The organism is Mesorhizobium subarcticum, from assembly GCF_055456085.1.
On the sequence record NZ_CM144237.1, the window covers coordinates 1,438,410 to 1,462,648 of the forward strand.

At 63.9% G+C, this 24,239-nt stretch carries 23 protein-coding genes; 12 read left to right on the plus strand and 11 right to left on the minus strand.

The window, feature by feature from the left end:
* Positions 1 to 23: 23 nt before the first annotated feature.
* From ACZYHG_RS06845 to ACZYHG_RS06860, 4 genes are all read left to right on the plus strand, one after another.
* Positions 24 to 884 (plus strand): SMP-30/gluconolactonase/LRE family protein, encoded by an 861-nt coding sequence (locus ACZYHG_RS06845; RefSeq protein ID WP_464613119.1) that lies wholly within the window; start codon positions 24 to 26, stop codon positions 882 to 884.
* Positions 885 to 979: 95 nt separating this feature from the next.
* Positions 980 to 1,360, plus strand: coding sequence for a nuclear transport factor 2 family protein (locus tag ACZYHG_RS06850; RefSeq protein WP_464613120.1), 381 nt, complete (start codon positions 980 to 982; stop codon positions 1,358 to 1,360).
* Positions 1,361 to 1,483: 123 nt separating this feature from the next.
* On the plus strand, positions 1,484 to 4,327 hold the full coding sequence (locus tag ACZYHG_RS06855; protein ID WP_464613121.1) for a caspase family protein: 2,844 nt from the start codon (positions 1,484 to 1,486) through the stop codon (positions 4,325 to 4,327).
* 1 nt (position 4,328) lies between these two features.
* Positions 4,329 to 4,928 carry a DNA-3-methyladenine glycosylase gene (locus ACZYHG_RS06860; RefSeq protein ID WP_464613122.1) on the plus strand — a complete coding sequence of 200 codons (600 nt, stop codon included), beginning with the start codon at positions 4,329 to 4,331 and terminating at the stop codon, positions 4,926 to 4,928.
* A 133-nt stretch (positions 4,929 to 5,061) separates the two neighbouring features.
* Here the strand turns inward: ACZYHG_RS06860 and ACZYHG_RS06865 are convergent, their stop codons facing one another.
* Both ACZYHG_RS06865 and ACZYHG_RS06870 read right to left on the minus strand, forming a co-directional pair.
* Positions 5,062 to 5,766, minus strand: a complete 705-nt coding sequence (locus ACZYHG_RS06865; RefSeq protein WP_464613123.1) for a phosphatase PAP2 family protein — start codon at positions 5,764 to 5,766, stop codon at positions 5,062 to 5,064.
* Positions 5,767 to 5,781: 15 nt separating this feature from the next.
* Positions 5,782 to 6,123 (minus strand): hypothetical protein, encoded by a 342-nt coding sequence (locus ACZYHG_RS06870; protein ID WP_464613124.1) that lies wholly within the window; start codon positions 6,121 to 6,123, stop codon positions 5,782 to 5,784.
* 170 nt (positions 6,124 to 6,293) lie between these two features.
* Between ACZYHG_RS06870 and ACZYHG_RS06875 the strand changes: the two genes are divergently transcribed.
* Both ACZYHG_RS06875 and ACZYHG_RS06880 read left to right on the plus strand, forming a co-directional pair.
* Complete coding sequence (locus tag ACZYHG_RS06875; RefSeq protein ID WP_464613125.1) at positions 6,294 to 7,685, plus strand: sensor histidine kinase; 1,392 nt, start codon at positions 6,294 to 6,296, stop codon at positions 7,683 to 7,685.
* Positions 7,682 to 8,347, plus strand: coding sequence for a response regulator (locus tag ACZYHG_RS06880; RefSeq protein WP_464613126.1), 666 nt, complete (start codon positions 7,682 to 7,684; stop codon positions 8,345 to 8,347). The genes ACZYHG_RS06875 and ACZYHG_RS06880 overlap by 4 nt, the downstream gene beginning before the upstream one ends.
* Positions 8,348 to 8,462: 115 nt before the next feature.
* Here ACZYHG_RS06880 and ACZYHG_RS06885 read toward each other — a convergent pair whose 3' ends face one another.
* A complete protein-coding gene (locus ACZYHG_RS06885) occupies positions 8,463 to 9,029 on the minus strand; it encodes a hypothetical protein (protein WP_464613127.1) in 567 nt (188 codons plus the stop codon).
* Positions 9,030 to 9,333: 304 nt separating this feature from the next.
* Between ACZYHG_RS06885 and ACZYHG_RS06890 the strand changes: the two genes are divergently transcribed.
* Together ACZYHG_RS06890 and ACZYHG_RS06895 are read left to right on the plus strand one after the other, a co-directional pair.
* On the plus strand, positions 9,334 to 11,337 hold the full coding sequence (locus tag ACZYHG_RS06890) for a PhoX family protein (RefSeq protein ID WP_464613128.1): 2,004 nt from the start codon (positions 9,334 to 9,336) through the stop codon (positions 11,335 to 11,337).
* A gap of 134 nt (positions 11,338 to 11,471) precedes the next feature.
* On the plus strand, positions 11,472 to 11,696 hold the full coding sequence (locus tag ACZYHG_RS06895; RefSeq protein WP_464613129.1) for a hypothetical protein: 225 nt from the start codon (positions 11,472 to 11,474) through the stop codon (positions 11,694 to 11,696).
* A 21-nt stretch (positions 11,697 to 11,717) separates the two neighbouring features.
* On the opposite strand, the gene ACZYHG_RS06900 is transcribed toward ACZYHG_RS06895, so the two are convergent.
* From ACZYHG_RS06900 to ACZYHG_RS06915, 4 genes are all read right to left on the minus strand, one after another.
* The gene (locus tag ACZYHG_RS06900; RefSeq protein WP_464613130.1) at positions 11,718 to 12,398 is read right to left on the minus strand and encodes a GNAT family N-acetyltransferase; all 681 of its coding nucleotides are present in this window, start codon (positions 12,396 to 12,398) and stop codon (positions 11,718 to 11,720) included.
* Positions 12,395 to 12,880: a MarR family winged helix-turn-helix transcriptional regulator gene (locus tag ACZYHG_RS06905; RefSeq protein ID WP_464614637.1), complete on the minus strand. Its 486-nt coding sequence runs from the start codon at positions 12,878 to 12,880 to the stop codon at positions 12,395 to 12,397. Before ACZYHG_RS06905 ends, ACZYHG_RS06900 begins: the two co-directional genes overlap by 4 nt.
* Before the next feature lie 168 nt (positions 12,881 to 13,048).
* Positions 13,049 to 14,236 carry a flavin-containing monooxygenase gene (locus tag ACZYHG_RS06910; RefSeq protein ID WP_464613131.1) on the minus strand — a complete coding sequence of 396 codons (1,188 nt, stop codon included), beginning with the start codon at positions 14,234 to 14,236 and terminating at the stop codon, positions 13,049 to 13,051.
* A gap of 18 nt (positions 14,237 to 14,254) precedes the next feature.
* On the minus strand, positions 14,255 to 14,437 hold the full coding sequence (locus ACZYHG_RS06915; protein ID WP_464613132.1) for a hypothetical protein: 183 nt from the start codon (positions 14,435 to 14,437) through the stop codon (positions 14,255 to 14,257).
* Positions 14,438 to 14,676: 239 nt separating this feature from the next.
* On the opposite strand from ACZYHG_RS06915, the gene ACZYHG_RS06920 reads away from it, so the two are divergent.
* Positions 14,677 to 15,714 carry a phosphatidylglycerol lysyltransferase domain-containing protein gene (locus ACZYHG_RS06920; RefSeq protein WP_464613133.1) on the plus strand — a complete coding sequence of 346 codons (1,038 nt, stop codon included), beginning with the start codon at positions 14,677 to 14,679 and terminating at the stop codon, positions 15,712 to 15,714.
* Positions 15,715 to 15,792: 78 nt separating this feature from the next.
* Here the strand turns inward: ACZYHG_RS06920 and ACZYHG_RS06925 are convergent, their stop codons facing one another.
* From ACZYHG_RS06925 to ACZYHG_RS06935, 3 genes are all read right to left on the minus strand, one after another.
* Positions 15,793 to 16,554, minus strand: coding sequence for an ABC transporter permease (locus ACZYHG_RS06925; protein ID WP_464614638.1), 762 nt, complete (start codon positions 16,552 to 16,554; stop codon positions 15,793 to 15,795).
* Positions 16,555 to 16,568: 14 nt separating this feature from the next.
* Positions 16,569 to 17,495: an ABC transporter ATP-binding protein gene (locus ACZYHG_RS06930; protein ID WP_464613134.1), complete on the minus strand. Its 927-nt coding sequence runs from the start codon at positions 17,493 to 17,495 to the stop codon at positions 16,569 to 16,571.
* A 109-nt stretch (positions 17,496 to 17,604) separates the two neighbouring features.
* Positions 17,605 to 18,561 carry a quinone oxidoreductase family protein gene (locus ACZYHG_RS06935; protein WP_464613135.1) on the minus strand — a complete coding sequence of 319 codons (957 nt, stop codon included), beginning with the start codon at positions 18,559 to 18,561 and terminating at the stop codon, positions 17,605 to 17,607.
* Between the two features lie 60 nt (positions 18,562 to 18,621).
* On the opposite strand from ACZYHG_RS06935, the gene ACZYHG_RS06940 reads away from it, so the two are divergent.
* The 3 genes from ACZYHG_RS06940 to ACZYHG_RS06950 all read left to right on the plus strand — a co-directional run bounded on the left by ACZYHG_RS06940 (position 18,622) and on the right by ACZYHG_RS06950 (position 21,605).
* Positions 18,622 to 19,110, plus strand: a complete 489-nt coding sequence (locus tag ACZYHG_RS06940) for a MarR family winged helix-turn-helix transcriptional regulator (RefSeq protein WP_464613136.1) — start codon at positions 18,622 to 18,624, stop codon at positions 19,108 to 19,110.
* A 118-nt stretch (positions 19,111 to 19,228) separates the two neighbouring features.
* Positions 19,229 to 20,590, plus strand: a complete 1,362-nt coding sequence (locus ACZYHG_RS06945; RefSeq protein ID WP_464613137.1) for a cytochrome ubiquinol oxidase subunit I — start codon at positions 19,229 to 19,231, stop codon at positions 20,588 to 20,590.
* Between the two features lie 10 nt (positions 20,591 to 20,600).
* A complete protein-coding gene (locus tag ACZYHG_RS06950) occupies positions 20,601 to 21,605 on the plus strand; it encodes a cytochrome d ubiquinol oxidase subunit II (RefSeq protein WP_464613138.1) in 1,005 nt (334 codons plus the stop codon).
* Between the two features lie 16 nt (positions 21,606 to 21,621).
* On the opposite strand, the gene ACZYHG_RS06955 is transcribed toward ACZYHG_RS06950, so the two are convergent.
* Positions 21,622 to 24,216 carry an ATP-binding protein gene (locus tag ACZYHG_RS06955; protein ID WP_464613139.1) on the minus strand — a complete coding sequence of 865 codons (2,595 nt, stop codon included), beginning with the start codon at positions 24,214 to 24,216 and terminating at the stop codon, positions 21,622 to 21,624.
* Positions 24,217 to 24,239: the final 23 nt, after the last annotated feature.

The following is a 24,239-nucleotide window of genomic DNA, read 5'->3' on the forward strand; positions in this document are numbered from 1 at the left end:
CCTGTCATCACAGGAGAACAGCCATGAACCGCCTCATCATCCCAGCCTTTATCGCCACCATCGGTATCGCTGCCATATCGGCTGCCCAGGCCGACGAGCTCTGGCGCGCCACGGGGCTCGAACAGCCGGAATCGGCGCTGTTCGACGCTGCCAACAATCGCATCATCGTCTCCAACATCGTTGGCAATCCGGTCGATGCCGACGGCAACGGCTATTTGTCGGTGCTGTCGATGGACGGCAAGACGGTGACCCAGCACTGGACCGACGGCATGGACGCGCCAAAGGGCATGGCGATATCGGGCGGCAAGCTCTATGTCGCCGACATCACCAAGGTCCGCGTTGTCGACTTGGCCAGCGGCGAGCTGGTCACCAGCATCACGGTGCCGAATGCCGTGTTCCTCAACGACATGACCTCGGACCACACAGGCAAGGTCTATGTCACCGACATGCTGGCCGACACGATCTACCGCGTCGATGGCGACCAGCCGGAACTGTTCGTCAGGGACCCGTTGCTGGCTTCGCCAAACGGCGTCTTTGCCGACGGCGACCGCTTGATCGTCGCCTCATGGGGCAAGGGCATCAAGCCCGACTTCAGCACCGTCGAACCGGGCGGACTGCTGTCGGTCGACATTGCCAGCAAGGTGGTTTCGCCATTGCCCGGGGCGCAGAAATTCGCTGACCTCGACGGCGTCGTCGCCATCGGCGACACCATCTATGCCACCGCCTACATGACCGGCACGCTCTACAACTACAAGGCCGGCGGCGCGCCGGAAGCAGTGGGGCATTTCAAACCGGGCAGCGCCGACATCGGCACCGACGGCAAGTCGATCCTCTACGTGCCGCTGATGAACGAGGGCGAGGTGGCCGCGTTGAAGCTCGACTGAGCGCCGGCGCTTCGATCCGCGAGGCCTTCGCTAACAGCCATGCGATGGACCGTGATATCACGGTCCATCGACGGTGATGGTCAAGGAGGTTCGCCATGGAAGACCGTGAAATCAAGGCAGCTTTGGACCATCACTGGGCCGCCTCCGATGCCAGTGACTTCGAGGCGGAACACCAGATCTACCGGGAGGACGCGGTGCTCGATTATCCGCAATCGGGCGAGCGCATTCGCGGGCGGGGCAACATCCAGTCGTCGCGCGCCGCGCAGCCGAACCGCAAGCGCTTCTCGGTGCGGCGGATCACGGGTACCGGTGATCTCTGGATCACCGAATATGTGCTGACCTATGACGGGCGGCCATCCTACACGGTCAGCATCATGGAGTTCCTCGACGGCAAAGTGGCCCGCGAGACCCAGTATTTCGGCGATCCGTTCGAGCCCGGACCATCGCGCGCGCAATGGGTCGAGCGGATCCCGTGAACCCGGCCGCCATGGCAGCCGACAAGCCTGGAACAGGCGTTGCGTCCCCGGCAGGCATTGCCGCCCAACTTCCGTCGATTGCCAGGCTTATCAGCGTTGGCTACGATGTAGCGGGGGCTACCAATGCGATCCGGACGTGCGCTTCTTGCCGCTCTTGCCTCGGTGCTGTTGCTTGTCGCGGCGCCCACGCTTGGCGCCGAGCTGCACGGCGTGGCGCTGGTCATCGGCGAGAGCGACTATGACAGCGAGGCGCTTCACGACCTGACGAACCCCAAGAGTGATGCGAGGGCGATGGACGAGTTGCTGGGCAATCTCGGCTTCGATGTCCACCGCGCGCTGAACGACAACCGGGCCGACCTCGAAAACGACATCCAGCGCTTCGTGCGCGATGCCAGGGATGCCGATGTGGCGCTGGTCTATTATTCGGGCCATGGCGTCGAGGCAGGTGGCGCGGATTATCTGGTGCCGACCGATGCCGACATCTCGACACCGGAGAAAGCCGGCGAGAGTCTGGTGCCGGTGCAAGACCTGCTCGAAGAACTGGCCAAAACCGTGCCGGTGACGATCACGCTGCTCGATGCCTGCCGCACCAATGCGTTTCCGGCAGGGACGACCATCAAGCTGCCCGGCAGCACACAGATCATCGATGTCGCGACCACCGGGCTCGGCGAGATGCGTGGCGCGGCGCCTATCGCAAAGCCCGGCGTGTCCAAGGACAGCCTCGGCATGGTGATCGGCTTTGCCGCATCGCCCGGAGAGGCCGCACTCGACGGGGCGGCCGGCGGCAACTCGCCCTACGCGGCGGCGCTGCTCAAGCATTTTGGCGCCGGCGGATATCCGTTCGACGAACTGATGACGCTGGTGCGGCAGGAGGTCTATCTCAAGACCGACGGCCGGCAATTGCCATGGACCAATTCGTCCCTGCGGCGGGTGCTGAGCTTTGGTGCTCCGGCACCCGCGGGCGACAAGGACCAGGAGGCCATTCGCGAAGGCAGGCGGCGGTTGCTGCTCAGCATCGCCGACACACCGGACGATCTGCGCCGGGAAGTGGAAGCGGCCGCGACCAAGGCGTCCGTGCCGATGGACGCCATTTACGGTCTGCTGCAGGCGCTGGGCCAGAAAGTGCCGAACGATCCGGACGAGCTCGACCAGTTGCTGAAGGCGCAGACCGATACGATCAAGAAGGCGATGGCCGAACATACGGCGCTGACCAGCAGCGACCCGGAAATTGGCCGGCTCGCCGGCCTGGCGCAACAGGCGCTCGACGAGGGCGCGCTCGATCTTAGCGTCACATTCTGGGAACAGGCCAAGGACCGATACCTCGTCATCAGCAAAAGCCTCGATGAAGCGGAGGCCGATCTCAAATCGAGGCGGCTCGAAGGCGGCGCGGTGATCGCCAGGACGGCGCAGGCCTATATCCTCAAGGGCGACTATCCCGCAGCGGCGGAGAATTATCGGCTGGCCTTCGATCAGGTCCGGAAATGGGACCGGGCCATCGCGGCGACCTACAAGGGCGGCGAGGCCGATGCGCTCGAGACCCAGGGCGACCAGAAAGGCGACAACGACGCCCTGAAACAGGCGATCGCGGCCTATGGCGATGCGCTGGAACTTTCGCCGCGCAACGCCGACCGCCTTCGCTGGGCGGACCTGCAGGACAGGCTGGGCGATGCATTCAAAAAGCTCGGCGAACGCGAGAGCGGCACCGACAGCCTGAATGCCGCCGTCAAAGCCTACCGCCTCGCCCTGAAGGAGCGCAGCCGCAAGCGCGTGCCGCTCGACTGGGCGTACACGCAAGACCATCTGGGCATAGCGCTCGCACAACTTGGCGAGCGCGAAGTCGGCACGGACAGTTTCAAGGCTGCAATTGAGGCCTTTCACGCCGCGCTTGAAGAAGAAACCCGCGACAGGGTGCCGATGGACTGGGCGATGACGCAGACCAATCTGGCCGGCGTGCTCACACAGCTTAGCGGGCGCGAGACCGGGACCGACAGCTTGAATGCGGCGGTAGCGGCATTGCGTGCCGCGCTGGAGGTATCGACCCGCGATCGGGTGCCTCTCCAGTGGGCCGGGACGCAGTACAATCTTGGTGTTGCCCTCAAAAATCTCGGCCTGCGCGAGAACGATCCCAACAAGCTGACGGCCGGCGTCGCTGCCTATCACGCGGCACTTGAGGTCATGACCCGTGATCGGGTGCCGCTCAACTGGGCAATGATCCAGAACAGCCTTGGCAATGCGCTGCGCGCGTTGGGCCAACGTGAGAGCGGGAACGACAATCTGAACGCAGCGGTCAAAGCCTACCACGCCGCGCTGGAAGAATGGACCCGCGATCGGGTGCCGCTCAACTGGGCCTTGGCGCAGAACGATCTCGGCGGCGCGCTTTACCTGCTGGGCGGGCGCGAGAAAGGCATAGAAAACCTGAATGCCGCCATAGCCGCCTACAGTGCCGCGCTTGAAGAAACGACGCGCGAAAAAGCACCGTTCGACTGGGCCATGATCCAGGGCAATATAGGCGATGCGCTCAACACGCTCGGCCAACGCCAGAGCGGAAAACCCGGCGCGGACGACTGGCGTGCGGCCATCGCCGCCTGGCAGGCATCGGCGGAGATCCGCACAAGGGAGTCCTATCCGGACCAGTGGGCGTTGCTGCAGAACGCGATCGGCTATCAGCTCGTGCTGCTGGGCGAGCGCGAGAACGATTTGACACAGTTCGAAGCCGCCATCCCGATCCTGAGGACCGGGCTCGCGGTGCAGGAAACGGCTGAACCCACGGAAGTCCCCTATATGCAGGACAGCCTGTGTCACGCTTTGCTCGGGCTGGGCAGCCGCACGGGCGACCGGGACAGCCTGATGGAAGCGAAATCGCTTTGCGAAGCAGCCATCGCAGGAAAGGCGACCATCGGTGCCGGTGCCGGTGACACGCCGGCCAATCTTGCTGCGATCAATGTTGCCCTGGCGAAGTTGAATTAGCGTGACCGCCCGCCGTCCGATTGCCCGTGCGGAGCTGCCTGACGAGACGGCGGCTCTCGCCCGTTATCTCATCGGCAAGCTGGTGGTGCGCGAATTGCCCGAGGGCACTGTCATCGGCCGCATCGTCGAGACCGAAGCCTATATCGTCGGCGATGCGGCCGGGCATGGCTACCGGGGGATGACGGAGCGCAACCGTTCGCTGTTCCTCGAACGCGGCCACGCCTATGTCTACATCGCCTATGGCATCTCCATGATGCTGAATGTCTCGAGCGAGATGGAAGGCATCGGCACCGGCGTTCTGATCCGTGCGCTCGAGCCTGTCGAGGGCATCGAGATCATGCGGCACAATCGCGGCGTCGAGCGCTTGCGTGATCTGGCGCGGGGACCGGGCAGGCTGGCCATGGCGCTGCGGATCGATCGTTCGCTCGACGGGCTCGACCTTTGCCGCAAAGGCCCGCTGTGGCTCGCCCACGATGACTATGAGCCCGGCGAGATCGGGCAAGGCATCAGGATCGGAATTACGAAGGATGCCGACCGGCTGCTGCGTTTTTATGTCAGGGGCAGTCCGTTCGTCAGCGGGCCAACGTCACTCAACCGATAAAGAGAAAGGGATCGCGCCGTTGAAAATCCTGAAATCCTTGATGACCGCGGCATGTGTGCTGTCGATGGTTTTCGCGCTGACGGGTTGCGGGCACCTGATCAACAGATTGATCTGACGGCGAGCCCTGGCGCCGTCAGGCGCCATCGTCACTTACCACGTGGCGCCGCTGCAGCAGCCGCGCCACCAGCCAGCACAGCATCGCCCAGGCGAAGCCGGCGCACCAGCCGGCCAGCACATCCGACGGCCAGTGGACGCCGAGATAGATGCGGCTGACGCCGACCAGCACCGTTGTCAGCACGGCGAGCGACAGGACATAGATCTTCGTCGCGCGGCCATGCAGGACGCGCGCCGCCAAAGTGCCGAGCGTCAGATACGTCACAGCCGATAGCATGGCGTGGCCGCTTGGAAAGGATAGTGAGGTCTCGTCGACCAGATGCGAGACGAGTTCGGGGCGCGGCCGGTCGATCCCGAGTTTCAGGAGGCTCGACAGAACCTGGCCGCCGGCTACCGCGACAAAGAAGAGCAGTGCCGTCGCCGGCCTGCGGATCAGCAGGAAATAGATCACCGTCGCCGTCGTGATCAACACCAGAACGGCGGAACTGCCCAGGCTGGTGATGTCGCGTATGGCGCTCTGCAGCCAGAGCGGCCCGATTGGAACGTTCGGCTGGCCAACCTGTCTGAAGGCGAGCAGGATTTCGGTGTCGAAGGCGTGCGGCGTGGTGGCCCGCGCCACTTCCATCAGTTCCTCGAAACCCCATAGACAGCCGGCGATGATCAACCCGGCCAGCAGCACTGGAAATTCTATGCGGTTGAAAAAGCTGTTGGGGTCGTTCTTCATCGGCGGCCGGTCCCGTTACATCCGCCCCTGCAGATAGGGTCCGAGCGTGATCAGCGCCACCGCGGCGATCGCCAGCACGATTCCGCTCGCCTGCAGCGCGTTGACGCGCTCGCCGAAGAAGACCAGCGCCACGACATTGACCGACACCAGCTGGATGACAGCCGACAGGCTGAACGAGACAGACATGCCGAATTCGCGAATCAGCCGCAGCATGATCAGATTGCCCATTGAATAGAGCGCCAGCGTCAAAAGGATCTTGCCCAGGCTCGGCGCCAGCCCCCACTGCTTGGCCGCGGTCGCCGCCAGAAGGAAGATCACCGTCGAAAAGCCAAGCTGCAGCAGTCCCGAAAAACTCAACGTCCCGTCCCCCTCGAAGCGGCTTTAGCCGCATGTATCGCGGCCCTTGTTTCCGAAGCGCGCCGAGACGTCAAGCGACGTCGTCCTAATGGCGGACTTGGCAATGACAGGACCGAGGCTCAATGTGCTGACATCGCCCGGCTGTCGATAAAAGGGGCGGTCGGGGGGTCATGATACGTATTCTGCAGACCTTGGCGCGGCGCTGGAGCGAGCTTTCGCTTGCCCTGCAATTCGTCGTTGCCGGCGGCTTTGGCCTGCTGGCCGTGATGCTGGTGATCGGCTCCTGGGTGACGATGCAGATCGAGGACGGTGTCATCCGCAACTCCGCCGCCACGACGGCGCTTTATGTCGACAGCGTGATTGCGCCACTGCTGCCAGACCTGCGCAAGAGCGAGGAGCTCAGTGAATCCGTCAAGCAGGCGCTCGACGAGACACTCGGCCAGGGCGCGCTCGGCAAGCGCCTGGTGTCGTTCAGGCTGTGGCGCCGCGACGGCACCGTGCTCTACGCCAAGGACGCGGCCTTGATCGGCCGCCGCTTCGACCTGACCGACAATCTGCGTTCCGCCTTCCAGGGCAACGTCGCTGCCCAGTTCGATACGTTCAACGAAAACGAAGGCCAGGAACGGGCTATCGGCATGCCGTTGCTGGAGATCTACAATCCCGTGCGCGAACCCTGGTCCGGCAAGGTGGTTGCCGTCACCGAGTTCTACGAGATAGCCGGCGATTTCAAAGCCACGCTGGCTTCCGCACTTTTGTCGAGTTGGCTGATCGTGGCCGGCACAACCTTGACGGCTTTCCTGCTCCTGTCGGGCATCGTCTTACGCGGCAGCCGCACCATCGACGATCAGCGCGGGGCGCTGCGCCGCCAGGTGTCGGAGTTGCAGGGCCTGGTGACGCAGAACAACGCCTTGCGGCAGCGTGTGCAGCGGGCGTCCCGGCGCGCCACCGCGCTCAATGAGAGATATCTGCGCCGGATCGGCGCCGACCTTCATGACGGACCGGCCCAACTCGTGGCGCTGGCGGCGCTGCGCCTGGACAGCGCGGTGTTTTCAGGAGGCGCGGGGCCAAATGAGAGCCGCGATGCCGAGATCGCCATGATCCGCAGGGCGTTGGACGATTCGATGCGCGAGATACGCGGCATCTGCAATGGCCTCGTTCTGCCGCAGATCGAAACGGCTGCCGTTGCCGAAATCCTGCGCCTGGCGGTCAACGAGCACGAACGCAGGACCGGAACCTCGGTGGCGCTGGCGGTAGCTGGCCCGCTGCCCGAGACCGGCGCATCGGAGAAGATCAGCATCTATCGTTTCGTGCAGGAAGGTCTCAACAACGCGTACCGCCACGGGAAGGGCAGGAACCAAGCTGTAAACGCCGGGATGAAAGGAGCCCGGCTGTTCGTTGACGTATCGGATGGCGGACAGGGATTCGATCCGGAAAAAGAAGAGGGCCTTGGGCTGGCGGGCTTGAGGGGGCGGATCGAAAGCATTGGCGGCCAATTCGAAATCATGACCGGGCCGCAGGGCACGCGATTGGTGATCAGTTTATCGGTGGAGGAGCAAGCATGATCGGCGCCATCCGCATCGCCGTCGTCGATGACCACCCGCTGTTTCGGGAAGGCGTGATACGCAGCCTGTCGGAAATCGGCGGCTTCGAGATGGTCGGCGAGGGGGCGACGGGACAGGATGCGGAACGCATCGTTTCGACGGCGCGGCCCGACATTCTCCTGCTCGACATCTCGATGCCTGGCGGCGGTCTCGCCTCGGTGGCAAACATCCTTGCCGACGATCCTGATCAGAAGATCGTCATGCTGACGGTTTCGGAAGCCAATGCCGATGTAACCCGGGCGCTCAATGCAGGGGTGCGCGGCTATGTGCTCAAAGGTGTTGGATCGCGGATGTTGGCCGAAATCCTGCACAATGTGGCTGGCGGCGAAAGCTACGTGTCGCCAACGCTCTCGGCCAGGCTCCTGTCCGACCTGCATTCCCTGCAGCCGGCAAACGGCATGAGCGCCCGCATGCGCCAGCTAACCGCCCGCGAGGCCGAAATCCTGCGCCTTGTGGCTGAAGGGTTGAGCAACAAGGAAGTGGCGTTGCGCCTCAAGCTCCAGGAAAAGACCGTCAAGCACCATATGACCGGTGTCCTGTCGAAGCTCAATGTGCGCAATCGCACCGAGGCCGCACTGCTGATGCGCGAGGCGCGCGACCGCAGCCAGCTGCATCCGCGATAAAGTTCGGCGTCAAAAGCTTGCTGGCATTGGCAATGTCGAGGTGACGCGAAAAGTCACCCCCGCCGGGGCGCGGCGGAGGTGACGTGTGATGCGGGCCGTTGCCTGTTGGCTCGCCTCACAAAGACTGCAGGCGGCTGAAATCTGCCGGCGTCGCCGGCCTTTCGACGATCGTGCGGCCCAGCGAATCCTTCATTTCGAAACGGCCGTTCTCGATCTCCTCCTTGGTGCCGTCGACATGTTCGACCTCGATCTTGTTGCCCTCTGCTTCGACCTTGTCGCCGGTCGCCGCGTTGACGTGATGGCCGTTGTCGTCGTTGCCGTCGTCGTTCTGGCCCTTGCCGGGTCCGGAGTTGTTGGTGCCGCCGTGATCGTCACCGGCGCCGTCGTCGTTGCCGCCACGACCGGAATTGCCGCCGTCATCACCGCCGCCACCGCCGCCGTTTCCGCTGCCGCTGTTGCCGCCACTGCCGCCACTGCCGCCGCTACCGCTATTGCCGCCGCCATCGCCACCGCCGCCCCCATCGCCACCGCCGCCGCCATGTCCCCCATCCTTGGCATAAGCGCTTGCGGCGACCACGCCGGCCGCCGAGCCATGAAGCGCCAGGTGATAAGGGGCGATGGTCAACGCCAATGCTGATGCCGCTCTCAATACCAGCCAACGGGTCGTGATCGATTTGCGCATCTCGGTTCCTTTCAATCATGCCGGCGGATCTCGAACCGGCGTTGCAGGTGTCGAGACCATCGCTGATTGAGAGACCTGACGTAACCGGCCCACGACCGATGGCGCGCCAGCCAAGACCTATGAAGGGACCGACCTCGGACCAAAGGCCTAGCGGCACGCCGTCGTCATAAAAACCTTTGGCGACGAGGCGGGTGCGGGTGCCGAATGAGCTTGCGCAATTCTCAATGTCACGAAAATGTGATCAGCAGGCCTTAGGGCTCGAAAGGTCACATTCAGCCAACACCACAAAGCCAGAGGACAGCCCATGACCGACCACCGCTCCCCTGACAGCCGCTTCCGCACCAGCCAGCTCGAGGAAAACGAAGGACCGGCCGTCAACCCCACCGAGAACCGCACCATGGGCGAGATCATCGCCGCACGGTTTTCGCGCCGGGACTTCCTCAGAGGATCGCTTGCCGTCTCGGCCATTGCCGCCACCGTCAGCCCGCTCGCCATGATCGCCGCCGACGATGCCCGCGCCGCGGAAGGCTCCGCCTTCAAATTCGACGAACTGCAGGCCGGCATCGACGACAAGCACCATGTCGCACCGGGCTATGATGCCGACGTGCTGTTGCGCTGGGGCGATCCGCTGTTTGCCGATTCGCCGGAGTTCGATCCGACCAAGCAGTCGGCGCAGGCACAGGCCAGGCAGTTCGGCTACAACAACGACTATGTCGGTTACATCGCGATCGACGGCTCGGCAGAGCACGGCCTGCTGGTGGTCAATCACGAATACACCAACCCGCATCTGATGTTCCCGGGCATCGTCACGATCGTCGAGAAGGACGGCAAGAAGAAGCCCGAACTCGCGCTGCTGAGCAAAGAGCAGGTCGACGTCGAAATGGCAGCCCATGGCGGCACCATCGTCGAGATCCGCAAAGTGTCGGGCAAATGGCAAGTGGTGCGCGACGGCAAACTCAACCGCCGCATTACCTCGACCACCGAAATGGCGCTGTCGGGCCCGGTCGCCGGCCACGACCGCGTCAAGACCAATGCCGACCCATCCGGCACCAAGGTGTTCGGCACCATGAACAACTGCGCCGGCGGCGTCACGCCGTGGGGCACCTATGTCATGGCCGAGGAGAACATCCACGGCTACTTCTCCGGCGAACTGCCGGAAGGCCACAAGGAAGCCGCCAACTACAAGCGTCTCGGCATTCCGGAAGGCGCCTATGAATGGGGTGCGCATTACGACCGCTTCAACCTGGCCAGGGAGCCGAACGAACCCAACCGGTTCGGCTGGATCGTCGAAGTCGACGTCAACGATCCGACCTCGGCCCCTCGCAAGCGCACCGCCATGGGCCGCTTCAAGCATGAGGGCGCCGAATCGATCGTCGCCAGGGATGGCCGCGTCGTCTTCTATCTCGGCGACGACGAGCGCTTCGACTATGTCTACAAATTCGTCACCACCGGCCGCTTTAACGCCAACGACCATGCCACCAACAAGGACCTGCTCGACGACGGCACGCTGCATGTCGCCAAATTCGCCGAGGACGGCACGGTGGACTGGCTGCCGATCGTCTTTGGTCAAGGCCCGCTGACGGCGGAAAACGGCTTCACTGGCCAGGCCGACGTGCTGATCGAGACGCGGCGCGCTGCCGATCTGCTCGGCGCCACCAAGATGGACCGGCCCGAGGACATCCAGCCCAATGGTGTCAACGGCAAGGTCTATGTCATGCTGACCAACAATTCCAAACGCAAGGCCGACCAGGTCGACGCCGCCAACCCGCGCGCTGAAAATGCCTTTGGCCATATCATCGAGATCGCCGAGACCGATGGCGATTTCACCGCCACCAAGGGCAAATGGGAAGTGCTGCTGAAATGCGGCGATCCCTCGGTGGCCGAGGTCGGCGCCACCTTCTCGACGGCGACGACGGCCAATGGCTGGTTCGGCATGCCCGACAATTGCGCGGCCGATTCGGCCGGTCGCCTGTGGGTCGCCACCGACGGCCAGGGCCCGAAGGCCACCGGCCGCACCGACGGCCTGTGGGCGGTGGATACGGAAGGTGCCGCGCGGGCGACGTCAAAGTTGTTCTTCCGCGTGCCGATCGGCGCCGAAATGTGCGGCCCGCTGTTTGCGCCCGACGATCAGACCGCCTTCGTCGCCGTCCAGCATCCGGGCGACGGCGGCGAGGACTGGGAAGGTTTTGGCCGCCCGTCCTATTATGAGGATCTGTCGACGCGCTGGCCCGACTTCAAGCCCGACATGCCAGTACGGCCGTCGGTTGTCGCCATCACCAAACAGGGCGGTGGCAAGATCGCGGTCTGATCGCGGCGTGGATGCGTAATCTTGAGGAGGGGCTTCGGCGATTCGACGCCCCTCCTTTGCATCAAATCATTCAAGCCTCGGGAAAGATTGGCAATTTAAACGTGGCGCCCTAACTCCTCTTTCAGGAGGTCGCCATGCCGAAGTCCATCTATGACCGTGGCCTGCTCAAGCCTGACGACATCGCCAGACTGCAGCGCGTCTTTGATGAAGCCTGCAGACAACGCGAAGCGCACCCCGAATCGACAGAGGCGCGTGAGCTGGCTCTCACCCTGCTTGCGCTCCACAATGCCGGCATGGTCGACGAGGAGATGCTGATGGAAGCCGTCGGTTTCCGCCGGCTGGAGCCGAAATCGGCGTGATGTCCACCATCGCGTCCAGCCTCACGCAGCGCGCTGAACGACGGCGACATTGATCGGGGTCCGCAAGCTGAAGCCGATGGATTCGTACAGCCTTATCGCGCCGGCGTTGCTGGCATAGGCGTGCAGGTAGGGGATTTCGCCGCGGGCAAAAATCTGGTTGGCCACGAACACGGACAGCAACCGGCCGAGGCCGGCGCCACGAAACTCGGGATGTACGCACACGCCGCTGAGTTCGCTGTAGCCAGGCTGCTTCATGCGCTCGCCGGCCATCGCCACCAGCCTGCCCTCGACCTTCACGCCCCAGAAGGCGCCGAGGTTCAAGGCCCCTGACGTGAACGGGCCGGGCTTGGTGAGCGATGCCAGCGCCAGCATTTCGGCGGTGTCATCCTGTGTCAGGGGCTGCACGCGCTCGTCCGATACGGTCTGCGACGGCGCCTGCGCAATCATCTGGACGGCGTCGGCGGTCGAGATCACCGCGAGGTCAGGCGGAAGAGCAATGGTGTCGGCTTGCGCCATGATGGCGCGCTCACCCGGGCCGACAAGGTCACTGAGCGCCTGCAGGCTTGCGGCATCGTCGGCAGCAGTGGCGGCAAAGAGGGCGATGGACGGTGAATAGCGCCTGGCGAGCTTGCCGCCTTGCGCGAAGGCCTGATGCCGCGTCTGAAGCGCGCTCCAGACGGGCCGGTCGAGAACATGTTTCATTGCGCGACGGCCTTTCTGACACGGCGATCGAGCGGAGCCGCGGCCAGCCCCTCCTCGATGGCAGCGAGTTGATTGAGAAGCGGGCCTGAAAGATCGCGGCACAGATCCGCGACGGCGTTTTCGATGCGCGGCCACACATCCCGCTTGGCGACATCGACAAGGCGCTGGCCCTTCTCGGTCAGCGAGACCATGCGCCGCCGCTGGTCATCCTGCGACTGGACGGTTTCGACCAACCCGAGCTCGGCCAGAAGCGACACACTTCTTGTCACGCCCGGCTGCGTCAGCCCGAGCGATTGCGCCAGCTCGCCGACGGCCAGCGGTCCCAGCCTGTCGAGGGCGGCCAGCAGGGGATACTGGCTCGATTGAAGCGGAACCTCCAGGCCATCGAGCAGCCGTTGCGCATCGGCCTGCAACTGCTCGCCAATGCGCTTCAGCCTGCTGCCGAGGCAGAGATAGCCAAGCGACCGGATAACGTCTTCCATCATGGCGTCTCGCAGTAAATCATAACATGTTATATAACATGGCACATAAAGACTCAAGACAGGCGCGTGCGCCTTGAGCAATTCCAGGAAAAGTGTGAAACGGTTTTCCGTCCGGAATTGCGTAAAAACAGAGAGATAGAGCCACCAGATTCTATCGTCTCGATAAAATCAGCGTGACGCGCCGGATAGCTGGGAGGAGCGGACAATCTGCCGGGCGATCGCCTTGCCCAGTATGCTGGCATTGGCGAAGCAGCCGCGGATGCTCGGCCGCATGCCGGTGAACCACAGGCCCGGCAGTTTCGGGTCGCTTTCGCCGCCATTGAAGAGCGGAACACCCTTGCTGTCGAGCACGCCGAGATTGCCGACCATGCGCTCCAGCCCGGTACGGTAGCCCGTCGCGGCAATGACGATATCGGGATTGATCAGGCTGCCATTGGCCAGGATCACGCCGTCGCGGGTGAATTCCCGTATCGCCGGCACGACGGTGATCTTGCCCGATTTGATGGCGTCGACGGCGCCATCGTCGGCGGCGATCGCGGTGTAATCCGAGGTCAGGCGGCTCGCACCACCGGCAGGTGCAGGAGGCAGGCCGAATTTGGTCAGGTCGCCGAAAACCAGCCGCTGCGTGGCGGCGATCGCCGCATCGGCGATGCGCAACGGCAAGCGCGCCATGAGTGGCGAGAGCCGATGCACGGCAATCTGGCCGATCCGCTTGGGCAGAAGGGCGGGGCCGCTGCGGGCCGACAGCCAGATGGCTGACGTATCCACGCCCGCCAGATGATTGAGGGCGTCGAAGCCGGAATTGCCGGCGCCGACGACCAGCACCTTCTTGCCGGCATAGGCCTTGGCGTCGCCAAAATCAGCCGAATGGATGATCTGTCCCGCAAACGCCTGCGTGCCCTTCCACAGCGGCGTGAAGGGCTCCTTGTCGCGGCCAGTGGCGACGACGACATGGGGCGCCAGGCGCGAGCCCGCGCTGGTGCGCACGGCCCAGTGATCGCCCCTGAACACGATGGTCTCGACGGCAACGCCAAACTCCACCGGCAGCCGGTTCGCCTCCTTGAAATCGTTCATATGGCGGATAACGATGTCCCTGTGCGGAAAGGCAGGGGTGTTCCCGGGATAGGCAAGGCCAGGCAGTGCCGAGAGATCGCGATGGGTGTTGAGATGCAGCTGTTGGTGCCGCCGATGCCAGGGCTCGGCCAGCCGGCTCTCCTTTTCCAGGATCGCCACCGGGACGCCGGCCTTCATCAAAGCCTGCGCGACAGCCAGTCCGGCGGCACCGGCGCCAATGACGATCGCCGGCTCGACAGCCACCAACTGCTCCACCAACGGTCTGGTTGTCGTATCAGCCATTCACTCTCCAAGTCCCATTCAACCGCCGCGCATCCCGGCAAGGCTCGCAGCAGGTTGTAACCGTTTGATCGCGCGCAGACCCCACGGCAGATCGGTGCCGGTTGCCGAGGCCTTGCGCCGGCCGTAGCTGCGCACCAGGGCATTGCGCCGCTCAGCTGCAACGACTCCCATCGCGGAAATGCGCCCAAACAACGACATCAAGCGGATTGCCCGCTTCTGTCCGAAACCATCCAGCCCTATATGGCATATCAGCGGCATCGGCGATAATAGGTCGCGGCAATGTGATTGATTCGAGCCGCGGGGGCTGGCGGATCTCGATACCGACGCAGGAATTCGAAACCGGCAACCGTTTTCGGCTTCCCGCGAAAAATAAGACGCCGTGGCGCGTCTTGCATGCCGGAAGGCATGTCGCGTCACAGACGGCACGCGGAATCTCGACCATGGCCTCCTTGCGGATCTATTTCGACAAAATCCTCGAGGGTGCCTCGCCCAAGGTCGAGCGCCAGGCGCTGACGCATGTCGAGCGGCTGGCGCTGGTGCGCCGCCATGGCGACTTCTCGCTCGCCTATTCCACCGCCGTGCAGCAAAAGCTGTCCTATTTCGGCGACGCCGACGGCTACATCGCCTTCGGCACCAAGATGAAACATCATTTCGCGCTTGGCGACCCGGTGGCGGCGCCGGCCCAGCGAGCCGACTACATCAGGCGCTTTGTCGACAGTGCCCGCAACCCGTGGTTCGTTCAGATCGGCGAGGAGACCGCGCGCGTGCTCGCCGGGCTCGGCTACAAGGTCAACCGGCTGGGCATCGACACCCGCCTTGCCTTGCCCGAGCACGATTTTTCCGGCAAGCGCAACGAGACCGTGCGCTATTCCGAACGCTGGCTGCTCAAGAAGGGTTTTTCGTTCGAAGAGGACAAGCGGACGGTTCACCTCGACGAGATCGCGCGGCTTTCCCAAAACTGGCGCGGCGACCGCATCGTCAGGCGCTGGGAGATGGGCTTTCTCAACCGTCCGTTTTACGAGCAACTCGGCACCGACATGCGCCGCTTCGTCCTGCATGGTCCCGATGGCGAGCTGATCGCGTTGCTCGATTTCGACCCGCTGTTTGCCGACGGCAAGGTCATTGGCTACACCACCGCCTTCAAGCGCAAGCATGTCGACGCCTCGCCGCATGCCGAGATCGGCCTGACCAAGTTCTCGGTCGACCGTTTTCGCGAGGAAGGCATATCGGTGGTCACGCTTGGCCTGTCGCCCATGCTCGACATCGGACCGAGCGGATTTGCCGAAAGCGATTTCTGGCGCAACACCTTCCAGCGCGCCTACGATTCGCCCTGGATCAACCGCCGCAGGTTCAATTTGCAGGGTCAGGCCGCGTTCAAACGCCGTTTTCATGGCGTGGAGCAGCCGGTCTACATCGCCTTTCGCGAAGGGACCTATATCGAGATGCTGGGGCTGCTGCGGCTGGTCAAGGCAATCTAGATCTGCCGATATTCAGGTGAGGCCGCCTGACCTGAATCTCAACAGATCTCGGCCGCGTTTCCGGGCGCTTTCGCCGCGTCAGTTGCGCAGCCGATACCCGGTTCTGAAAATCCAGGCGACGATCGCGATGCAGACGGCCAGGAACACCAGCGTCATGCCGAGGCTGATGCCAACCGAGACGTCGGACTTGCCGTAGAAGCTCCAGCGGAATCCGCTGATCAGATAGACGACGGGGTTGAACAGCGTAATCGTCTTCCAGATGCCGGGCAGCATGTTGATCGAATAGAAGCTGCCGCCGAGGAAGGTCAGCGGCGTGATGATCAAAAGCGGCACCAGCTGCAGCTGCTCGAAGCTTTTCGCCCAGATGCCGATGATGAAGCCGAATAGGCTGAAGGTCACCGCTGTCAGGATCAGGAAAGCGAGCATCCAGAACGGGTGCAGGATGTGGAGCGGCACGAACAGCGAGGCGGTGGCCAGGATGATCAGGCCGAGGATGATGGATTTGGTGGCCGCGCCGCCGACATAGGCGATGACGATCTCCAGGTAGGAGACCGGCGCCGACAAAAGCTCGTAGATGGAGCCGACGAATTTCGGGAAATAGATGGCGAAGGAGGCGTTGGAGATCGACTGCGTCAACAGCGACAGCATGATCAGCCCCGGCACGATGAAGGCGCCGTAGCTGATGCCGTCGATCTCGGTGATGCGCGAGCCGATGGCCGAGCCGAAGACGACGAAATACAGCGATGTCGAGATGACCGGCGAGACGATGCTCTGCAGCACAGTGCGGAAAGCACGCGCCATTTCCATCCGGTAGATCGCCCATACTGCACGAAAATTCATGGCTGCGCGCAGGTTCATGCGTCTTTCCTCACCAGATTGACGAAGATCTCCTCGAGCGAGCTGTTTTTGGTGTCGATGTCGCGAAACTGGATGCCGCCGGCTTCGAGGTCGCGGATCAGCGAGGCAACGCCTGGACGATCCGCCTGGTTGTCATAGGTGTAGGTCAGCTGGCCGCCATCCGGCGACAGTTCCAACGCATAGCGCGAAAGGGCTTCCGGGATGGCCGTCAGCGGATTGCGCAGTTCCAGCACCAGCCGCTTGCGGCCGAGCTTGCGCATCAGCTCTGCCTTGTTCTCGACCAGTATGATCTCGCCGCGGTTGATGACGCCGACGCGGTCGGCCATCGCCTCGGCTTCCTCGATATAATGGGTGGTGAGGATGATGGTGACGCCATCCTCACGCAGCCGCCGCACCATCTCCCACATGTCCTGGCGCAGCTCGACGTCGACGCCGGCGGTCGGCTCGTCGAGGAACAGGATACGCGGTTCATGCGACAGCGCCTTGGCAATCATCAGCCTGCGCTTCATGCCGCCCGACAGCGTGATCGCCTTGGCGTCCTTCTTGTCCCACAGCGACAGATCGCGCAGCACCTTCTCGACGAAGGCCGGGTTGGCCGGCTTGCCGAACAGGCCGCGGCTGTAGCTGACGGTTGCCCAGACACTCTCGAAGGCGTCGATGGTCAGTTCCTGCGGCACCAGGCCGATCAGGCTGCGCGCGGCGCGGTAGTCCTTGTTGATGTCGTGACCGTCGACCGTAACGGTGCCGGTCGAGCGGTTGACGATGCCGCAGACGATCGAGATCAGCGTCGTCTTGCCGGCGCCGTTCGGCCCAAGCAGCGCGAAGATTTCGCCGCGCTGGATGTCGAGATTGACTTCCTTGAGTGCCGTGAAGCCGGTGGCATAGGTCTTGGAGACCCCGGAAATGGACAGAATGGAGGGCATGGCTGAAAACGGCTGCCTGAAAGAGGTCCCCTGATATAGGCCGAATGTCGTGCCATGCAACCGCAAGTCAATGGTGCTGCTGACAGTTCTCGACACACGTTGCGTGCCGCTAGCCCAGCGTGAACACGGTACGCTTGGTGCTGTCATCCCTGACCCATGCCTGTTCGACATCCGCCAGGGGCACCGGCGTGGTGGCGATTTGAAGACCGGCCGGGACCACGGCGCGCAGCAGGTCGCCGGTGCAGGCGATGAAGCGGTCGAGCGGGACGCTGCCGATACCGCTGCCCATCAGGGCAATCGCGGATGAGCGCAGAACCGCGCTCGGCAAGGTGATGTCAGAGCCACTGACGGCGCCGATCTGGACGAAGCGGACCGGCACGGCATCAGGGCTGGCCTTGGCGGCGGCGATCAGCAGGTGTTCGGCGCTGCTGCCCCAGAGATAGTCGATGACGACATCGACGCCGTCCTTGAATTGCCGTTTGAAATTTTCCTCAAGAGCCGTCCCGTCCTCGATGAGCGGTATCGTCACATCAGCGCCAAGTGCCGAGACCGCGTCGAGTGCCGCCGCGTTGCGGGCGGTGGCAATGACTTTCTTCGCGCCGAGATGCCTGGCGATCTGGACAGCGAGGCGCCCCGCGGTGCCGGTGGCGCCGTTGACCAGCACGGTTTCGCCTGGCTTCAGCTTCGCCCGTTCGGTGAAGGCGGCCCATGACGCCATGCCTGGATTGGCGATGGCCGCGGCGGTGATGTCGTCCAGCACCTCGGGCAGTGCCACGCAATGCGCCTCGGGCACAACAGTCCGCTCCGCCATGCTGCCATGGGGCGCCCTGGGCAGCGCGAAATAGACCTTGCGGCCGTTGTCGAGCCGGCCGACGCCATCAATGCCGACGACGAAGGGGAACTGACCGGACGAGCTGTAGTGCGAGCCCGAGGCCCGGCTCTTGACGACATGGCTGATGGCGGCAGCGGTGACCGTGACGCGGTTTTCGCCCGGAGCCGGAACCGGTTCGGGGAAATCGCCGTAGACCGGTGTCTGCCCGGCGTTCGAGACAATCGCGGCTTTCATGATGGTTTGTCTTTCTGACTTTCGTATTATGTGTATAATGCACATATAAGGAGTCCCCGTATGCCGTCAACAAAAAACGTGCACAATACACATATCTCGGACCAACTCCGACAGATTCATGCGGCGGTGCTCGATATTGTCGGGCTGATGAACCGGCCGCAGCGCGACGAGTTGCTGATCAAGGCGGCCGGCATTCCGCTCGACCGGGCGCTGTTTCCGCTGCTCGTCGGCATCGAGCGCTTCGGACCGATCGGCGTTGTCGAGATGGCCGACCGCGTCGGGCGCGACTACACGACCGTCAGCCGTCAGGTCGCCAAACTGGAGAGCCTGGGCCTGGTGCAACGCCAAGCCAGCGCCGCCGATAGACGCGTGCGCGAGGCCGTGATCAGCCCGAAGGGCAAGGCGATGACCGACCTCGTCGATACAGCGCGCGAAAAGATCGGCCACGCCATTTTCGAGACCTGGGACGCGCAAGACATCGAAGAACTCGTGCGTCTGATGCGCAAATTCGCGGACGCGCTTGGCGCGGTGCCGGAGACCGGCCTTTAAGCCCGGCATGAACCGGTAAAATTGTCCTTGTGGCGTTCAGCCTCGCGGCAGGACGCCGCTTTGACCTGAACCCGCTTCGGGCCTATCCTCCGCCGGTACTTAGCAGCCGGAGCCCGCCATGGACCCGCTCATACTGTCGCGCATGCAGTTCGGCGCGAATATTTCGTTTCATATTCTGTTTCCGACGATCACCATTGCCCTTGGCTGGGTGCTGCTTTTCTTCAAGCTGCGCTACAATGCGACCAACGATTCCGCCTGGATGCGCGCCTATTTCACCTGGGTGAAGGTGTTCGCGCTTTCCTTCGCCATGGGCGTGGTGTCGGGCGTCACCATGAGTTTTCAGTTCGGCACCAACTGGCCGGGCTATATGGAAAAGGTCGGCAACATCGCCGGGCCGCTGCTCGCCTACGAGATCCTCACCGCCTTCTTCCTCGAGGCTGCCTTCCTCGGCATCATGCTGTTCGGCTTCCGCCGCGTCTCCAACCGCGTCCACACGCTGGCGACGGTGCTGGTGGCCGGCGGCACCACCGTCTCGGCCTTCTGGATCATCGCGCTCAATTCCTGGATGCAGACGCCGGCCGGCTTCGAGATGCGCGATGGCGTGGCGCATGCCGTCGACTGGTGGGCAATCGTCTTCAACCCGTCGATGCCCTACCGGCTGGTGCATATGCTGCTCGCCTCGGGCCTGACGGTGTCGTTCCTCATCGCAGGCCTGTCGGCGCTGCGTTATCTCTATGGCGACCGCTCGGAATCGATGTGGAAGGCGCTGCGCACCGGTGTCTTCACCGCGGCGGTGCTGATCCCGATCCAGATATTTGCCGGCGACCAGCATGGGCTGAACACGCTGGAACACCAGCCGCAGAAGATCGCCGCCATGGAGGCCAACTGGAACACGGGCCCCAACGTGCCGCTGGTTCTCTTTGCCTTGCCCGACGAGGCGGCCAAGGAGAACAGGTTCGAGATCGCCATTCCCGATGGCGCCAGCCTGGTGCTGCGGCACTCGACCAGCGGCGTGGTGCCGGGGCTGAACGATTTTCCAGGCAACCATCCGCCGGTCTTCCCACTGTTCTGGAGCTTCCGCATCATGGTCGGCACCGGCCTGCTGATGCTCGCCGTCTCCTGGTCGGCCGCCTTCTTCCTCAAGCGCCGGCACAGCCTGCCGAAGCCGCTCGCCATGCTCATGGTGCCGATGGCGCTGTCGGGCTGGCTGGCGACGCTGGCCGGCTGGTACACGACCGAGATCGGCCGCCAGCCCTGGCTGGTGACGGGGGTGCTGAAAACCGCCGACGCGGTCGGTCCTGTGGCCGGCAGCCATGTCGCGCTGACGCTTGCCATCTACCTCATTCTCTACGTGCTGTTGCTGATCGCCTATCTCGGCGTGCTGGTGCATCTGGCGCTGAAGGCGGCCAAGGATGGTGACACCTCGCCCCTGCCCGGCGTCATGAAAGCAGCCATGTCGCAGCCGGCAGCTGGCGAATAGGAGAAGAAGAATGACCTTCGACTGGCCAACCGCTCTCCCGCTGATCTTCGCCGGCCTGATGGGCCTCGCCATCCTGATCTACGTCATCCTCGACGGTTTCGACCTCGGCATCGGCATCCTGTTCTCGGTCGCCGAAGATGCCGAGCAGGACACCATGATTGCGGCCATCGGTCCGTTCTGGGATGCCAACGAGACCTGGCTGGTGCTGGCCGTCGGCCTGCTGCTGGTCGCCTTTCCCCTGGCGCATGGCGTCATCCTGACCGCGCTCTACATTCCGGTGTTCGTGCTCTTGGTTGGACTGATCCTGCGCGGCGTCGCCTTCGACTTCCGCGCCAAGGTGCCGAGCGGCAAGAAACACCGCTGGAACCGCATTTTCTTCCTCGGCTCCGTCATCGCTTCGCTGGCGCAAGGCTATATGCTGGGCGTCTATGTGCTCGGCCTCGACGTGGGCTTCAGCGGCATGGCGTTCGGCGCCTTGGTGGCGTTCTGCCTGGCCGCGGCCTACGCGGCGATGGGTGCTGCCTGGGTGATCTACAAGACCGAAGGCGCGTTGCAGAAGAAGGCGGTGCGCTGGTTGCGCACCGCGCTGGTGCTGACCGCGCTCGGCATGGCGGCGGTGTCGCTGGCGACGCCTTTTGCCAGCCCACGCATCTTCGCCAAATGGTTCGTCTGGCCGGAAATGCTCTACCTGTCGCCGCTGCCGATCCTGTCGGCGCTGCTGTTTTTCTGGCTGTGGCGGCAGACCTTCCATCTGCCCAAGCCCTACGATCGCCATGCGATCAGGCCGTTCCTGACGCTGGCCGCGATCTTCGCGCTCGGCTTTGCCGGCCTCGCCTGGTCGTTCTACCCGTTCGTGGTGCCCGACAAGCTGACCATCTGGCAGGCGGCGTCCGCGACTGAAAGCCTGGCCATCATCCTGGCCGGCACCGTCGTCGTGCTGCCGGTCATCATCTTCTATTCCTTCTATGCCTACCGGGTGTTCGGCGGCAAGGCGACGGACCTGACCTACGACTGAGCCATCGCCAGCCGCCTCAGATCAGCCCACTGTCCCGCGCGGCGGCGGTGGCCTCGCCGCGCGAAACGGCATCGAGCTTGCCCAGCACCGCCGAGACATGGTGGTCGACCGTCTTGGGCGAAATGGTGAGATGCTCCGCGATCCGTTTGTTGGACAGGCCGCGCTCGATCAGCTGCAGCACTTCCATCTGGCGCTGGGTCAGGCCAGCGCTGTTGGAACGGGTGGTGCGGCGCGGCCCCCTGGCAATGCGAATGACGCCGTTCTGCCGCATGAGGTCGCGCACATGGCTTGCGACGGGCCGGGCGCCAAGCGCCTCGAGAATCTCCAGCGCCTCCCGTTGTGCGGCCTCATCGCCCTGGGCGAGTGCCAGCGCGCGTTCGTAAGGGGCGTCGAGTTCCGCCCAGACAATGGCCGCGCCCCGCCAATCTCCAGCCAGCAGCATCCGGTAGGGTGCGGCCATGCCTGATATGTCGCCAGGATCGATATCGGGTGCCAGCAGCTGCCGCCAGCCGGCCAGTTCGGCGAACACCGCCCGCGTCGGCGACAGGCCCTCGGCAAGGCCGATCAGCCGCAGCGCCTCATCCTTGTCCGCCTCGCCCAGCCAGGCCCGTTCGGCAATCACCGCCGCGTAGGGCAACAGGCGCTGCAGCTCGGCTCCCTTTTCCAGAAACTGCTTCATCTCGGCCAGAAGCGGCTCTGGCGATGGGTCACCACGGCGAACCCTTAGCCGCGACAGCGCCACCAGGGCTGGATAACGCACCAGGGCGGTCGCCCGGTCGTTGGCAATCACGTCGAGCGCCTCGGTCGCCGCCTCATCCCAGCATCCCCGACGCAGCAGCAACTGCGCACGCACACCACGCATGTAGTCGCGCCACGTCGCCAGATCGTTGTCGACGCAATAGTCGATGCCGCGATCGAGGAAGGATTGAGCCGGGCCGTATTCGAGCTGATTCATGCCGCCACAGGCGCAATTGGTGAAGGCACGCGCCGCGTGCTCCTGAAAATTGTGCTCAAGCGCGATTTCGAGGCTGCGGGCAAGATGCAGCCGGCTTGAGTCCAGGTCCAGCCACTGCTCGGCGGCGCCGACATTGTTGAGAGCGTGGCAAACGACTTCCGGCCTGTTCAACCGTTCGGCGAGCTCGATCGCCCTGGCACCCAGCGACAAGGTCTCGTCCAGCCTTTCGGCCAGCATCGCCAGTTGAGAAAGGTTCGAATAGGCCATGGCCAGCTCGGCACTGACTGGCACGGTCTCCAGCAAGGCGACCGCCTGGGCGCCGAATATGTCGGCGGCCTGCCGGTCGCCCAGAAGATAGGCAAAGCGTGACAGCCATCTGAGGCTGTCGCCTTCCTTCAGCGTATTGCCGAGCGCCTGTTGCAACACACGCGCCTGTTCCTGCGCCTTGATGGCCTCGTCTATGCGCGCGATCAAATGGCACTCGAAGGCATGGTGCTCGTAGAGGCCGGCGCGCTCTTCCTCAGGCAAGGTATCGGCCTGGCGCAAGGCCACCTCGTAGTAGCCGGCGACATCGCGATGGGCGCCGACGCGTGACGCCTCCCGAGCCGCGACCGGCGCCAGTTGGCGCACCGCCTCCAGATTGTGCGCTCCCACCGCATGATGGACCAGGCGAGCGGTGGCGACTTCGCCTCTTTCGAGCAGCGCGGAAAGGGCGCGCTGGTTGAACTCGCGCCGCTGGCTTGTCGTCAGCATCGTCTCGATGGCGCGGCGGGCGATCTCGTGGCGAAAGGCGTAGCCGTCGCCCAGATCATCCAGCAGCCCATTCGAGACGCATTCCGCAAGCTGGCCGGCGGCGGCCACGCCGCACAGGCCCTGCAAGGCCCAGGCGTCGGCGCGCCTTGGAAACACCGACACCGCGCCAAGCATCGAGCGGGCCCCGTCCGACAGGCGGTCGGCGCGCGCGACCACGGCGTCGCGCACGCTGGCCGGCAGTGCCGTTTCATTCTCGGCGCTCAGCAATTCGGTGACGAAAAAGGCGTTGCCGGCCGTCGCCCGGTAGATGGCATCACCGTCGCGGCCGGCGGCGGCGGCAAGTGACACCACCGCCGCTTCGCTCAGAAACGGCACGTCGATGCGCGCAACGCTGCCCGACGGGATTTCACCCAGGGCCCGGCGCACACGCGCCTGTCCCTCGCTGCGATCGGTGCGTGCCGTCAGAACGAGCAGGATGTGGGTGTTGGCGATGCGCCGACCGAGAAAGCGGACGAAGTCGAGCGTCGCGTCATCGGCCCAGTGCAGATCCTCGATCACCAGCAGCGTCGCACCCGACCTTGCCTCGAAAACCTCCATCGCATCGGAAAACAGCGGCAGCCGCTGTCCCTGCCTTGCGTCGACCGCCTGCGGCATCGCCCATTGCGCCTCGCGCGCCAGATCGTAGAGAGGCCCGAGCGGGTCGGGTATCGACAGGTCCTCGCAAGCGCTGCGAAAGATGCGCGCATCCGGCCCGGCGCGGCTGGTAAAGGCTTCGACCAGCGCCGACTTGCCGGCTCCGGCCTCGCCCGACAACGCCGCGACGCGCCCGCGTCCGCGGCTGGCTTCCGCCAAAAATTCGTCCAGTTGCGCCAACTGCGCCTGCCGTTCCAGAAGCATCGTCATCGCTCAAATGGGGTCGGTTTCAC